Below are 14,127 nucleotides of genomic sequence, written 5' to 3'. Positions count from 1 at the left end.
GCAAGTCATGGGGCTTAATGAACCAATCCATATATTGTTGGTAGATGACCGCCCCGAGAACCTGCTTGCTCTGGAAGCGGTTCTGGAATCGGAACGATATAAACTCGTCAAAGCAACTTCAGGTGAAGAGGCACTTCGTTGTTTGCTGAAAGACGAATTTGCGGTCATTGTGCTTGATGTGCAAATGCCTGGAATGGATGGAATTGAGACTGCAAGGCTAATTAAAGCCCGCGATAAGTCTAAGGATGTGCCCATCATATTCATCTCTGCAAACAGCAGGGAAGCCGAGCATTTGTTTGCAGGCTATTCAGCCGGAGCTATTGATTACATGGTTAAACCGTTTATTCCTCAGATTTTGAAATCGAAAATTGAGGGATTTGTTGAGATGTTTATGACGAATAAAAGATTAAAGACCCAGACCATGCTGCTGCATCAAAAAACGCAGGAACTGGAGAAGATGAACCAGCAACTCATTCAGGCTAAGGAAGAAGCAGAGATTGCAGCCAATGCCAAGACCGAATTTCTCGCCATGATGAGCCACGAGATCCGTACACCGATGAACGGAGTCATCGGTATGGTTGACCTACTGATGGAGACGGAGCTTAAGGAAGACCAGAAAGAATATGCGGACATCGTTCGTCGTAGTGCCGATGCTCTAGTTACGGTAATTAATGACATTCTCGACTTTACGAAGATGGAATCGGGCAAAATGGAGCTGGAGGAGCATCCGTTTGAGTTGGTTGCTTGCATTCGGGAGGTATTAGGTTTATTTACGGTGGAAGCAGGGAAAAAAAATCTCGAACTGGACTATTTCCTGGAATCTTCCGTTCCCCAGCTTGTTTATGGAGACATGGCAAGATTGCGCCAAGTATTAATGAATTTGATTGCTAATGCGGTAAAATTCACGGATCATGGCGGGGTTTATCTTATCGTATCGGTCAATGAGGAGAAGGACGGAAGAATGACACTGGAGTTTGCCGTAAAAGATACTGGCATTGGTATCTCTGCTGACAAAGTGGATCGTCTGTTCCAGCCATTCTCCCAGCTTGATACCTCGATGACACGCAAATACGGCGGAACAGGGCTAGGGCTCGCTATTTGCCGTACTCTCGTTGAGATGATGGGTGGTCACATCTATCTGGATACATCGGAGAAGCGCGGAGCTACGTTTGTATTTACGATCCAGGCACAGCGATATGTGGAAACCGAGTTTGTGGTTGGCGGTGGTGATGAGCAACCGTCTGATGTGAAAAATTACGAGCATCAGCCAAGAGTGTTAATTGTGGATGATCATCCTATTAATCAAAAGCTGATGTCGATCATGCTGAGCAAGCTTGGATTTGTCTCAGATCTGGCTGAGGATGGGCAAAAAGCACTCGACATGGTTCTAGAACATCCAAAATACGATTATATATTTATGGATCTGCAGATGCCTGTCATGGATGGACTGGAATGTACCAAAATCATTCGTGAACGTCTTCCCCAGACGCATCAGCCTGTTATTTTGGCCATGACAGCAAATGTGATGGATGGTATTCAACAACGCTGCTCAGCAGCAGGGATGGATGATTATATCAGCAAGCCTGTCAAAATGGGCAGTGTGAAGCAGAAATTATCGCGATTTCAGGAACAACGAAAAATGTTTAAACCCAGATCGTCAGCCATGAATCACGCCAATTAAAAACTTACCAATATTTGTTTTGTTTCACATGGGCTCAAGTTGGGTTATTAGTAAGGAAACCATTGATCAGGAGAGAGATGTCTAATGAATACAAATAAAAATGAAAAATTCAACGCAAAGACCGAGACACACGAAGGCGTATGCACGGTGTATCTGACTGGCGAGCTGGATTTGTCGGTTGCTCCTGAATTCCGTTTGGTCATGGAGCCGCTTGTGGACAACAAGGAACAAGATCTGATTATCAATATGAAGGACCTCAAGTATATCGACAGTACAGGGATCGGAATCCTGTTATCTGTTCTGAAGGCACGACATGGAATGGAAGCACGCTTCGAAGTACAAGAAGTTCCTGCACAGATACAGAAGCTTTTTGATATGACGGGTATTGCCAAATTCTTTGTCTCACAGAAGAATTCCCAATAGGAAAGGATCGAAAAAGGAATGAATGCAGAAGTTGAAAGAATTACCCTTAACTTACCGGCAACAGCTGATTATGTGGATATCGTAAGACTTAATCTTTATGGGGTAGCATCCAAAATGGGATTCTCTTATGAAGATATTGAGGATATGAAAGTGGCTGTATCCGAAGCTTGTAACAATTCTGTACTGTATGCCTACTCCCACGAAGGCGGCATGGTTGAAGTTGTATTTGAGGTGGATGGCGAAACGCTCGCGATTACAGTAAAAGACGAAGGTGCAAGCTTTGACCACATCAACCCGGCAGCAACACGTGCTGGCCTGCATGACAAGGAACTGTCAGATGCTCAGATCGGTGGACTTGGGTTCTATCTGATGCAAGCGTTGATGGATGATGTCAGTGTGGAGAGTGAGACGGGCAAAGGTACGAAAGTAGTACTCGTTAAACGTCTTGCAAGAAGTGAGGAGAAAGTATGAATGAAAAAGTGACTCCCCCAGAGTCCATGTCTGAAGCTGTAGGTTTGATCTGGGAATACCAGCAGACCAAGGATAACGAAATTGCTACTGTTCTTATCCGCAAATATGAACCGATGGTAAAAATGGCAGCAGGCAAGATTGCCCGAAATCGTCCCGATCTGTATGAGGATTTATATCAGACAGGACAGATGGCGTTGATTCGATTGCTCCAGCAATACGATATTAACCTAGGGATTCCTTTCGAGCCTTACGCGATGAAGAGTATGATCGGTCATATGAAAAACTACCTTCGAGACAAATCTTGGTACATTCAAGTACCTAGACGGATTAAGGAAAAGGGTGCTCTCGTTCAGCATGCTATCGATGAACTAACCGTGAAACTGGAACGTTCACCTAGTGTAGACGAAATTGCACATTATCTTGACCTTACCCCAGAGGAAACCATTGAAGTATTGGCTGGCCGTGAGTGTTACCATTATGTTTCCCTAGACTCCCCGCTATCACAAGATGAGAGTGCGGCGACATTAGGTGAACTTATTAGTGCGGATGTCAATGACTTTGATTCGGTTGAAAAGCGGATGGATCTACAGCAGGCATTAGGACAGTTGAAGGAACAAGAGCAGAAAGTGCTCATCTTGGCGTTCCAAGATGGTCAGTCTCAGCGGGCGATCGCGCAGAAATTGGGTGTATCTCAAATGAGTGTATCCCGGATTCAGAAGCGAGCAACCGAGAAATTAAAACAGATTATGTCAAATGCTTCGATGCTATGAGATGTAATTTTTTGATGAAGTTGAGCTCGGCATAATGAAGGACACGTGATTCCACTGGAATGCATACGTGTCCTTTTTTGAATGGATTAGTGAGTGATGGGAGTGCTGTATGTAATAGGATGAACGTATGCTGGATTGGAGGAATTAGAACTCGTGGATGAGGTCGATTTGCAAGTTAGACGAGATCAATTGTCTTTCTCGAATAAGTGGCAATGGTGGGACTGGGTAGCACCAGACAAGCAGGATATGGATGAGGTTTTACAAGAGCTGATGGAATCATTCCCTGAAATGCAATATTGGCTTCGCAAAATTCCTGAAGTGCATTCCAATTATTTATCTGTTCGATTTATGAATGGCGATGAGCCCGTTATATTTGGTTCTTTATTATATGCAGTGAAGAATGAGAAGGATAGCGAACGAAAAGAAAATCAGATGTTTTTTTATGTGGACCAGAGCACACTTGTTACGCTCAACATGGACAATAATACAAGAGGCATCATGAACACCGGAGAACGTGCTGCCATGCTGAATCAGTGTGATGAGGCAAAAGACGGCATGTTTGTTTTGTTTCGAGCAATTTTGCACTACTATCACGTCGGAATGGATCATTTTGAGATGAACCTGCGCGAGCTGGAGCGGAAGATGGAATCACGCAATGCACGCACACTGATGGATCAGATCCTCGTATCTCGTTATGAACTGCTGTATTGGAGCAATCTGTTTATTCCTTTTTCGGAGTTAATCGCAGCCTCCAAGGAAGCTTACCTGGATGAAATACAGGATAATCGGTTTTTTCGACAGCTTCAGCACCGAATTGAACGAATCGAACGACTCTTTCAGCATTATGAGAAGGAAATCGACACGTTAATATCTATCGACAATGCAACATCTGGTGTGCGAGGCAATGAGATCATGAAGACACTTACCATCGTAACCTCTGTGTTCACGCCCGCTACTGCAGCTGGTGCGATCTGGGGAATGAATTTTGAGAACTTACCTCTAATTGATAAAACTTGGGGAGTAGTTCTGGTCATTGCATTAATCCTGGCCAGTATGTCTGGCATGTACATTTGGATGATGATGAAAGGCTGGACAGGGGATCTGTTAAGAGTGAAGTCCTCCCAGCCTCCAGTTGATGAGAACAAACGTCCCACTTCCGTTAGGAAAGGATAGGCTAGGAAATCACTCTCCTAATTTTTGTAGTCTTCAATGTAGCCCAGCAGATCCGCAATGTATTGTCCAACAATCGGCATGTTCACAAATTGACTCAGGAGATAACCAAGAAGACCCAGTACTACAAATGTTCCAACAGTCAGTCCTAAGCCACGAGCCATACCTGCTGTGAAATTGGTGATGATTCGTTTCTTAGGATTGGTATAGTTCTCGATGATATCCTTAATCTGCGCCTTTTCAAGACTATCTGCAATTTGATCGAGACGGGTATTGAGCTTTTTCACCTCATGTCGTAATTCAAAAGGATGCTCTGACGTATCATATTGCTGTCTAGGAGGGTCTCCTGATATAGGCGAGTTGCCGTTAATTGTAACTTTACTCATGTTCATTCCTCCTATAATGAGATGGGAAGAGAAATAGCCAGCTAAACTCAGCTGGCTATTTTACATTCAATTAGCCTTACAGACTGGTTGAATTCAGCTCTTTACGTGCATCATCCTTTGCTTCTTCAGCCGCTACAGCGACCTCGCTTGAAGCTTTGGACGTTTCATTAGCAATATCCGTCGAAGCTTTGCGAACGGAATCCATAACGTCATTGCGACCTTGGTTCACGGTTTTTGCAATATCAGACGTTTTAGATGATACCGTTTTGGCTAGTTCAGACGCTTTATCACCTACAACGCTTGCCACTTCCTTGGTACGATCAGTAACCATACCTACTTTTTCGGAAAGGTCACCACGCAGTTCACGTCCTGGTTTAGGAGCAAAGAGCAATGCTGCTGCTGCACCTAACAAACCTCCGATGAAAATACCTTTTGCGAAAGTAGAACCCGTCTGTACAGGATATTGTTCTTCTGCTTTATTCATGTTTAATCACTCCTTCTTTAAATTAAGAAACGGCTAACGAAACAACGAACACCTTGTTGACCGATCAGGCAGCCTGTCTGAACAGTCTGGACACAAGCCCCAGCAAGAACACAAAGAGCGCTGTACCAATGATGGCAGGAATTACTGCAAAGTTACCGATAACTGGTCCCCAGTTACCAAGCAAAAGTGCCCCTAACCAGGCTCCTGCAAATCCGGCAATCATTGCGCCGATGATACCTCCGGGCATGTTGTGACCGGCAAGTGCATCTCCGATCAAACCAATAATGACCGCCATGATTATGCTGATAATAATGCCCCACATAACAACCGCCTCCTTTAAACTTGATGTAGGATGTTGTCTGTTCGCGTTTGCTTACTTCGTATATAAACGCGGTGCTTCGAGGTGAAACAGTTAAACTTGTCGTTAGAGAGTTGGAAATTTATATGTGATGTATCTTGGACACGCTCTTAGCTCCGCTGTCTAATAGCAGGAATCATGCAGAAAATCCATGCTAACCCCGCCATGAATCCAGTGAAAACATCGGATGGGTAATGAACACCTAGCATGATTCGACTTAGACCAATCAACGTTACAAATACGATGCCACATAAAATAGGAATTCCTGGCCTGGATGTCCGCAATTGTTGTTCAATAGCCCAAATGACGAAGAGCATGCCGTAAAAACCCATAGATATCATGGCATGTCCACTTGGGAAGCTATAACCGTGAACAACCAATAGATGCTCAAGCTCGGGTCTGCTTCGTTGAAAAATCTCCTTCAATCCAGTATTCAGCGCCCACATGATGGCGAAACTGCCCAATAACGCATATCCATAGAAGTAGAACCTGGGAATACGTTGCAGGAAAAAAAGAATCGAGAAACCTATGGCAGCAAGTGCTGAAATTTTGAAGGATCCGAGTGCAGTAATAAACGAGATGATGGGAAACAATTGAAGGCGAGTTTCAGAATGCAGATAAAATAAACGTTGGATCTGATGATCCCATTGCACAATTACATCCGTCCCCAGGATCGAGGCGAGAGCAACGAGAAGAAATACAACGACAGAACTCATGGCAATGCCTGCCATGCTCCAAATAAGTAGGGCACGCATCGGTGAATTCGGTTTAGCCAAAAAGCTTGATGAGGATTGGGTGTTACGTAGCATGATGAGTATCTCCTCCGTTGATGTAGTTAGGTATGAATATGGTTAATGCTTTACCCGAAAGATATGTCGAAAAAACTGTAAAAATGAAGTTTTTGTACTATACTAATTAAAGATATCCCATGCGGCGTCGTGACGCAAAGCAGATATGATAATGGGAGCATAAAGGAGAGAACTCGCATGGAGAGTGCCCTGTTAGTTAAAGAATACCGTGCTGGCGAGATGGAGTGCGCCCACTACGGTCACATAAGTATTACGGATGAACACGGTGAAGTGGTTTATTCTGTGGGTAATCCACATTTTAGAGCGTTCACTCGTTCATCAGCCAAACCGTTTCAAGCTATTCCAGGCATTCGTGCAGGAATGGCGTCTCACTATGGGTTGTCTGCTCAAGAGATTGCTATTATGGCATCCTCACATCGATCGGAACCAGCTCATATCCAAGTATTGGAGCAGTTATCTGCCAAAATCGGACTGGGAGAAGAATGTCTAGTCTGTGCGGCGAGTTATCCTCTAAATGAGGAGAGTCGAAACGAATGGTTGCGCGGTCATGGAGAAAAACGCCGGATTCTGCATAACTGTTCTGGGAAACATTTAGGCATCCTTGGTTACAGTCAGATGAAGAAAGTTGATCTAAGCAGTTACGCTGAGCGAGAACATCCTGTACAGCGCGAGATTTTGGAGACAATGGCTTATATGGCCGGGATTGAGCAACATGAAATTCAACTTGGGACGGATGGCTGCGGCTTTCCGGTATTTTCGTTGCCTTTATCAGCATTATCGAATGCTTATCTGAAATTGGCCTGTCCGGATCTGATCGAGGATGCTTCCACACGCAGTGCGGTAGAGACCATTACAGCGGCAATGAACGAATTCCCACTCATGGTTGGTGGAACTCATCGCGTGGATTCTGTTCTATTAGAAGACGACAACATCGTAGCTAAGGGCGGATTTAAAGGCGTATTCGGTTTTGCGCTCAAAAAAGAAAGATTAGGCATCGCCTTTAAGATCCTTGATGGTTCAGAGGAAGAATGGGCTTGGATTGCCCAATCAATTCTGGAGCAGATTGGTTATGCGAACCGAGCAACAATTACTAGGTTAAGCGAAGTATATCCACCGGATATCCGAAATGATGCTGGCACAATTGTAGGACGTGCAGAGAGTGAATTCGTTTTACAATCAACTGAAAAAAGCGTATAAACTGAACTAGTTCGTGTCTAAAGTACATGATTAGAATAGTCTCACCAAGGGTAAAAATGACATACCAACTGGTATGAATCAATACAATGCGTTTACACGAAGGACTGCTGGAGAGATACTGGCAGCTCTAACCCTTGGAGGTGGATGAACATGATTAAAGTAGTGACATCGGAAGAGAGGCACACGTCGGATCGCGGTTGGATACACAGTGAGTTTAGCTTTTCTTTTGCAGATTATGATGACCCAAGCAATGCCCATTTTGGCTGCCTGTTAGCTCATAATGACAACACGCTGATGCCGCAGGAGGGCTTTAAACGACATCCACATCATGATCTAGAGATTGTTAGTTATGTCATTTCAGGAACGTTGAAGCATACAGATACAATGGGAACAGAAGAATTGCTGGAACCAGGAACCGTGCAGGTTATGAGTGCGGGGACGGGAGTGGAGCATTCAGAAACGAATCCTTCAACAGAGGAGCCAGTACGTTTTCTGCAAATGTGGTTCTTGCCTTCAGAACGGAAAGTAAAGCCAACATATACCAACCGGCGTTTTCAGCCAGAGGATCATCTGAACCGGTTATGCCCTGTTGTGTCAGGGCAAGGTGGGGAAGGCACTGAGGGTGCATTGCCGATTCATCAGGACGTTACATGTTATTTGGCCAAATTGGAATCTGGCAAAAAGCTAATGTATCCACAGCATGAAGATAGGCGGACACATCTTTTCCTGATCAGTGGTCATATCTCTATTGAATGCGCGGATGGCAACTTTGATCTTAAACCGGGAGATGCGGCACGAATTCGTAAGAGCTGTGATCTGCAGATCACGGGAACAGGTAGCGAAGCTGCTGAATTTGTACTGGTTGATCTACCATAAGATGATCTATCATGAGAATTATGTTCGTAAACATTATTGTTCAGGATGATACGAATCTGTATATAACCTGTTCATATGAATATTGGAAAATAAACAAACAGAAGAGGATCTGTTCCCACAATGATGTGGAGAATAGATCCTCTTCTGTTGCACAGCTTCTTTCGCTACAATCTGTGATGTAGGATCAGCTTCAGTCAGTTATCAAACTGTCTGACAAGCTGACAGTAGAGAAGGTTACTTGCGCAGGTTACCAAGTTCAGAAGCTACGGCTTCAACCTCAGAGATGCTCAAGTGTTCTTTTCCCATGACCATCTCATACAGATCGTGTAGGTCTTCATACTTTTCCAGTGGAAAAGACGATCCTTGCATTGCTGCTCCACTCGCCATCCGCAATTTGGTTTTGATTGCCTCAATCATATATTCCATGTTGGCAGTGCTTGCTTGTGTTAAATCCATCGTTATGCCCATCCCTTCCCTATCGGAAACTGTTGTCATTGTATCATGATTGGACAGGCTCAGGCGAATGCTTTTGCGGGAAAAGAAGGCATCAGGTAAAATGATGGATACAATAACAGTCCACATGCAAGCGATGTGTGAAGGAGGAAATGGTTTTGGCAGCATATAAGCGGGAATTGGTCCGCAAACAGAATCGAGAAACCCGCAGAAGTGTGCAGGGAGAAGAGCTGGCTTTGTTTTTTCACAACATATATCAGCTTCACTCGCCAGATGAGATTACCTTTGTATGTATTGGTACGGATCGTTCCACAGGTGATGCACTTGGGCCATTAACAGGAAGTTTGTTAGAGGGAAAAGGGGCGGGGCATGTTATAGGAACAATGCCATATCCTTGTGATGCAGACACGCTACAGCAGAAGCTAGCATGCATCCCACCACATCATGTCATCATAGCCATTGATGCATGTCTTGGGCCGAAGGCTGCGGTGGGCGACTTTTACCTTTTCAATCAAGCCTTGACCCCAGCAGAATCCGTAGGGGGCAATCTGCCGTCTGTTGGACATTATAGTGTAGCCGCTGTGGTGAATGCGAACGGGCCAAGACCATATACGGTGTTGCAAATGACGTCTCTTCACCAGGTGATGAACATGTCCCAGATGATCGCAGAAGCCGTGTTGCAAGCAGCAGTTTCGGGCCAAACGTTTCATTCCTGATGGGAATGCTTAATAATATACAACCTGAACCAGATTCATTACAATGAACGCAAGTGCATTTATTATGTGTAGAGAGAGGGATACATATGGAAAAAGTGATGTGTGATGGAACGACAATTTGTTATGCTGAGCAAGGTCAAGGAGATACGTTGATCTTACTCCACGGATACTGTGGCAGTTCCTCTTATTGGGATGAAGTTGTCCCCGAGCTTGCACGGAGCTACCGCTGTATCGTACCTGATCTGCGTGGACACGGGAAAACAGATGCCCCTGTAGGTAGTTATACGATTGATCAGATGGGCAATGATGTGTTGCAATTAATGGATGAGTTAAAAGTAGAAAAGGCAACCCTGCTGGGTCACTCCATGGGAGGTTACATTGCTTTGTCTATTGCTCAGCGACATCCGGAACGTCTTCATGCCTTTGGCTTGATTCATTCTACGGCTTATCCGGATAGCGAAGAGGGGAAAGAAAAACGACTTCGTGCTGTGTCAACGATACAGACAGAGGGAATCGTGAAATTCGTGGATGGCTTGGTTCCCGCGTTATTTGCTCCAGAGCATGTAGAGTCCATGTCGGCACAGGTTACACGTGTGAAGGAAATCGGGTATCAGACAGCACCACAAGGAGCTGCTGGCGCCGCGCTCGCTATGCGTGAACGTCCAGATCGTCGTGATGTATTGTCAGCCACACCATTACCTGTATTGTTGGTTGCGGGAGAGAAGGATGCTGTTATTCCACCAGAACGCACTTTCACAAGTGATAAGCCACATATCGTACAAGCGGTAATCCCTGGGGTTGGTCATATGAGCATGTATGAGGCACCAGAAAAGTTAATTCAGGTGATTAAGCAATTCATGGATGGATTGTCTTCATCGAAATAACGCATGGAACTGAGGAAGATTGCTTAGCTTCATTGACAGCTTGAAGTGATGATCTGTCTAATTATTTAACAACTACTATGATTCACATATCAACCCTCTGCCAAATTCCCTATTCGGGAAGGCAGGGGGGTTCTTATGTTGAGGGGACGTTGGAACTACGTACTTTGGCTTTTTGATAGTACATGCATTAAAATAATGTTCATAGAGGTTGTTCAAAAGTCCGTCCTTTTTGAACACGTACTTATAGACTGCTAGGCCGAGGTTTGAATCGACAAGCGAACGTTAAGGGGGGGGCATACTGGATGTTTAGAAAGGACTACCTGCTCCGTATGATGGAGGAAATGACTGAAGCGATCGGCAAAGTGTTTACATTGAAGCAACAGCGGAAACATGCCGAGGCACTGTCTGAACTGGATGAGCTTTTGCGCAGAAATTTTGGCTTGAATTCATCTTTGCTGAATTCATTGCCTTCAGAGGATGTTATCGAGTTATTCCGTTTTCGTGGCATGATTGAAGTCGATAACTTACAGCAAGCGGCACGCCTACTTGAAGAGGAAGCTTATATATATGGTGAAAAAGCGAGGGTTGAAGGCATAGATGATGAGGAACGACAGCATTCATTGGATGAAAAACTTATTCGATTAATGAAATCACTTCATTTTTATCTATATGCACTAAATAACGGAGCTAATCCAAAGCTGCTTGATGCGTCTGATCGTACCGAGTCCATTCTGGAGTTAACGAAAGAATACGAGCGACCTGCACGAACGGAGAAGCAGCTTGCCCTGTACCGTGAACAGCAAGGAAGGTATGACCAGGCGGAGAACAGCTGGTATAGGCTGTTACATGTTGGTGAGGAGCACCCTGTGAATTATCGTCATGAAGTGCAGGCATTCTATGAACGGCTAAGTGAACTTGAAGATACCAAGCTTGCGGCGGGAGGACTCCCTCGTGAGGAAGTGGAAGAGGGGCTTGCTCAGTTACATCGGGAAGTGGCGAACGGATAGGAACACAGCTTGTTAGATGTCCTTGCTTGGAGCGGGGACGGAATTGTGGTATGGTAACGGTTGACCAAACCAAATCGAAAGTGAGATGTACCCCCGTGGATTCATTGCGAAAGCTTATACAAGACATCTTTGAACAGAACTCGCTGATTACGGCGACCTGGAGCCAGCTGCGCAGACGGGACAATGTCTCGTATACGAAAGTGCAAGTCAAGCCGGTAACGCTCAAAAATCAGTTGCATTATCAATTCGCATTTCATTATAACAACAAAGTGTTGCATGAGAATTTGACTCCGGCTGAAGCGACTGAACGCATGACTGAACTGGCCGAAGAGACGTTTCGTCAAGGGCTGCTCTGTACTACAGAAGCAGACTATCAGATTTTGATCAGCAAAAAATATAAAGTGTCGATTCTAACCAAATCTGCATCCAAAACGGCTGTGGATCTGTCCCACAATCGGAAGAAGCAATATGTGCTGGAGGATGGAGTACCCGTTTCCTTCTTAGTTGAATTAGGAATTATGAATGAAGAAGGTAGGGTACTCGCTCGTAAATACGATAAGTTTAGACAGATCAATCGTTTCCTTGAGATGGTGCAGGATGTAATTCCCCACCTGCCTGAAGGTCGCCCGCTGACCATTGTTGATTTTGGCTGTGGTAAATCGTATCTGACCTTTGCTCTGTATCACTACCTGTCCGTACAGCAACGCAGATCCTTGAAAGTTATAGGTCTGGATCTGAAAGCGGATGTCATTGAACATTGTAACGATCTAGCGAACAAGCTGCATTATGGTGATCTTAAGTTCTTGGTTGGAGACATTGCAGACTATGATGAGCTGAATGCAGTAGATATGGTTGTAACACTACATGCCTGCGATACGGCGACAGATGCTGCACTGGAAAAGGCAGTCCGTTGGGGAGCCTCCGTTATTTTATCGGTTCCATGCTGTCAGCATGAACTGTTTGACCAGATCGAGTCTACGGTTATGAATCCGTTGTTATCCCATGGTATTCTCAAAGAGCGCTTCTCCGCGCTCGCGACAGATGCCATTCGTGCTAAGTTGCTCGATCTAATGGGATACAAAACGCAGTTGCTCGAATTTATCGATATGGAGCATACGCCCAAAAACATTCTCATACGAGCTGTACGGGGCCAAGCAGGTCCAACGAAGCAGTTGTGGGATGAATACACAGCGTTCCGTGATTTCATTCATGCCGATCCGTATCTGGAACGAGCTTGTGCAGACCTGTTGCCAGGAGGCGCTTCTCGGGAAGCATCTGGTACAGATGAGGGTACGCCTTCTTCAAGTGATTGTAAGGACTGTTAATGAATATTTGTGGAGGTCAGCCAGAATTGTTCTGGCTGGCTTTTTTGTGTTTTCAGGTCAGTCAGTAATTGTTGGTTGACCTTTTTTGTGCTTTCAGTGCAGTGACTCATTGGGTGGATGAGATCGTCAGCATCAAATTGTTAGAGTTTAACAAACGAATGGATAGAGTCGAATGATGAAACGTGGATATGCTCGTTTATGTTTCATAAACATCCTGACCATACTGATAATGAGAATGGAAAGCTTATGGAAGTGTATCGGAATTGCTACGTCACGTAGATTGCTTATATAAGGCAGTTTGACATAGAGGATCTCACGACTCAATAAAAGTGCGTGTTCAAAAAGGTCGGTTTTCAGTACCGAGAAGATGGGATGAAGATAGAAATGGAGTAGCGGAGCGTAGGCAAACCTACGTGAGCAACGGACATTTCGGCTGAATTCCATCTTCGACGCTGAGATGCCGCTCGCGCATCCTTCGTAATCAAAAGAGGACTTTTTGAACAACCTCTAAAAGGGTTTAAGCACTACAGGTAGGAGGTGTCATGTGTTGGCAAAGAGGGATACGTCCAAACGAAAAGGGAGAAATTCGCTGGAATCATGCTTAACCGCAGCATTGGGGTTGCTCGTTTGTATGCTTTTGTGGATGGCATCTCTACGCCAGGGATTGTTTTATGCTACTGATGTCTATGAAACTCTTTTGATGGCTTGTGCAGGGGCACTACTCGCATTCCTCTTCATTTTCATCTTCTTGTTGTATCATGCAGATCAAACGAATTCTAAACGAGGTTTGCTGAGCATAAATGGATTAGATCTGACCCGACCAGAGGATAAGTCAATACAGTTATCTTTCTTGAGATGTTTTTCGTCGACGATGTGGCCGCTAGGTATGATGGTAGGGTTTGCCATGCATGCGTTAATCGGCTCACACAGTACACAGGGCAGTTTAGATGAAATGCTCCGGTGGAGCTTGCTAGCCATTTTTGCTCTGTTGGTAGCAATATTGGCTTGGCTCCCGCAAGGAGCAGGATGGTTTAATCTCGGCTGGCAGATTACAGGCGGCGTGCTAGTGTTGAGCGGCATCTTAACCGTGTGTGGTGTCATACCGCTGCCTTTTGGG

At 44.9% G+C, this 14,127-nt stretch carries 16 protein-coding genes; 11 read left to right on the top strand and 5 right to left on the bottom strand.

The window, feature by feature from the left end:
- Positions 1–7: 7 nt before the first annotated feature.
- From M3636_RS24865 to M3636_RS24845, 5 genes are all read left to right on the top strand, one after another.
- Positions 8–1,681 carry a response regulator gene (locus M3636_RS24865; protein ID WP_128103563.1) on the top strand — a complete coding sequence of 558 codons (1,674 nt, stop codon included), beginning with the start codon at positions 8–10 and terminating at the stop codon, positions 1,679–1,681.
- Positions 1,682–1,765: 84 nt separating this feature from the next.
- Positions 1,766–2,104: an STAS domain-containing protein gene (locus M3636_RS24860; RefSeq protein WP_128103562.1), complete on the top strand. Its 339-nt coding sequence runs from the start codon at positions 1,766–1,768 to the stop codon at positions 2,102–2,104.
- Positions 2,105–2,122: 18 nt separating this feature from the next.
- A complete protein-coding gene (gene rsbW, locus M3636_RS24855) occupies positions 2,123–2,575 on the top strand; it encodes an anti-sigma B factor RsbW (RefSeq protein WP_128103561.1) in 453 nt (150 codons plus the stop codon).
- Entirely contained in the window at positions 2,572–3,345 is a 774-nt protein-coding gene (locus M3636_RS24850) for a sigma-70 family RNA polymerase sigma factor (protein WP_056693399.1), read from the top strand. Before rsbW ends, M3636_RS24850 begins: the two co-directional genes overlap by 4 nt.
- A gap of 135 nt (positions 3,346–3,480) precedes the next feature.
- A complete protein-coding gene (locus M3636_RS24845) occupies positions 3,481–4,518 on the top strand; it encodes a magnesium transporter CorA family protein (protein ID WP_251384355.1) in 1,038 nt (345 codons plus the stop codon).
- Positions 4,519–4,535: 17 nt separating this feature from the next.
- Here M3636_RS24845 and M3636_RS24840 read toward each other — a convergent pair whose 3' ends face one another.
- The 4 genes from M3636_RS24840 to M3636_RS24825 form a co-directional block, all read right to left on the bottom strand.
- The gene (locus M3636_RS24840) at positions 4,536–4,901 is read right to left on the bottom strand and encodes a DUF5665 domain-containing protein (protein ID WP_440131381.1); all 366 of its coding nucleotides are present in this window, start codon (positions 4,899–4,901) and stop codon (positions 4,536–4,538) included.
- A 76-nt stretch (positions 4,902–4,977) separates the two neighbouring features.
- Positions 4,978–5,385, bottom strand: coding sequence for a YtxH domain-containing protein (locus tag M3636_RS24835; protein ID WP_251384354.1), 408 nt, complete (start codon positions 5,383–5,385; stop codon positions 4,978–4,980).
- Between the two features lie 64 nt (positions 5,386–5,449).
- The gene (locus tag M3636_RS24830; protein ID WP_056693407.1) at positions 5,450–5,707 is read right to left on the bottom strand and encodes a GlsB/YeaQ/YmgE family stress response membrane protein; all 258 of its coding nucleotides are present in this window, start codon (positions 5,705–5,707) and stop codon (positions 5,450–5,452) included.
- A 146-nt stretch (positions 5,708–5,853) separates the two neighbouring features.
- Positions 5,854–6,552 (bottom strand): phosphatase PAP2 family protein, encoded by a 699-nt coding sequence (locus M3636_RS24825; protein ID WP_251384352.1) that lies wholly within the window; start codon positions 6,550–6,552, stop codon positions 5,854–5,856.
- A gap of 177 nt (positions 6,553–6,729) precedes the next feature.
- On the opposite strand from M3636_RS24825, the gene M3636_RS24820 reads away from it, so the two are divergent.
- Both M3636_RS24820 and M3636_RS24815 read left to right on the top strand, forming a co-directional pair.
- The gene (locus M3636_RS24820) at positions 6,730–7,749 is read left to right on the top strand and encodes an asparaginase (RefSeq protein WP_251384350.1); all 1,020 of its coding nucleotides are present in this window, start codon (positions 6,730–6,732) and stop codon (positions 7,747–7,749) included.
- A gap of 150 nt (positions 7,750–7,899) precedes the next feature.
- A complete protein-coding gene (locus M3636_RS24815; protein ID WP_251384349.1) occupies positions 7,900–8,625 on the top strand; it encodes a pirin family protein in 726 nt (241 codons plus the stop codon).
- A gap of 234 nt (positions 8,626–8,859) precedes the next feature.
- On the opposite strand, the gene M3636_RS24810 is transcribed toward M3636_RS24815, so the two are convergent.
- Entirely contained in the window at positions 8,860–9,081 is a 222-nt protein-coding gene (locus M3636_RS24810; protein WP_056693416.1) for a DUF1128 domain-containing protein, read from the bottom strand.
- A 155-nt stretch (positions 9,082–9,236) separates the two neighbouring features.
- Between M3636_RS24810 and yyaC the strand changes: the two genes are divergently transcribed.
- The 4 genes from yyaC (at position 9,237) to M3636_RS24790 (ending at position 13,010) form a co-directional block, all read left to right on the top strand.
- Complete coding sequence (yyaC, locus tag M3636_RS24805) at positions 9,237–9,794, top strand: spore protease YyaC (protein ID WP_251384347.1); 558 nt, start codon at positions 9,237–9,239, stop codon at positions 9,792–9,794.
- Positions 9,795–9,880: 86 nt separating this feature from the next.
- Positions 9,881–10,678 carry an alpha/beta fold hydrolase gene (locus M3636_RS24800; protein ID WP_251384346.1) on the top strand — a complete coding sequence of 266 codons (798 nt, stop codon included), beginning with the start codon at positions 9,881–9,883 and terminating at the stop codon, positions 10,676–10,678.
- Between the two features lie 302 nt (positions 10,679–10,980).
- Positions 10,981–11,685, top strand: a complete 705-nt coding sequence (locus M3636_RS24795) for a DUF6483 family protein (protein ID WP_251384345.1) — start codon at positions 10,981–10,983, stop codon at positions 11,683–11,685.
- A gap of 95 nt (positions 11,686–11,780) precedes the next feature.
- On the top strand, positions 11,781–13,010 hold the full coding sequence (locus tag M3636_RS24790; RefSeq protein ID WP_440131382.1) for a class I SAM-dependent methyltransferase: 1,230 nt from the start codon (positions 11,781–11,783) through the stop codon (positions 13,008–13,010).
- The last annotated feature ends 1,117 nt before the right edge of the window (positions 13,011–14,127 follow it).

The sequence above is a fragment of the Paenibacillus sp. MER 99-2 genome, from assembly GCF_023714095.1.
GTDB lineage: Bacteria > Bacillota > Bacilli > Paenibacillales > Paenibacillaceae > Paenibacillus.
This window is presented reverse-complemented; position numbering and strand designations above follow the sequence as displayed.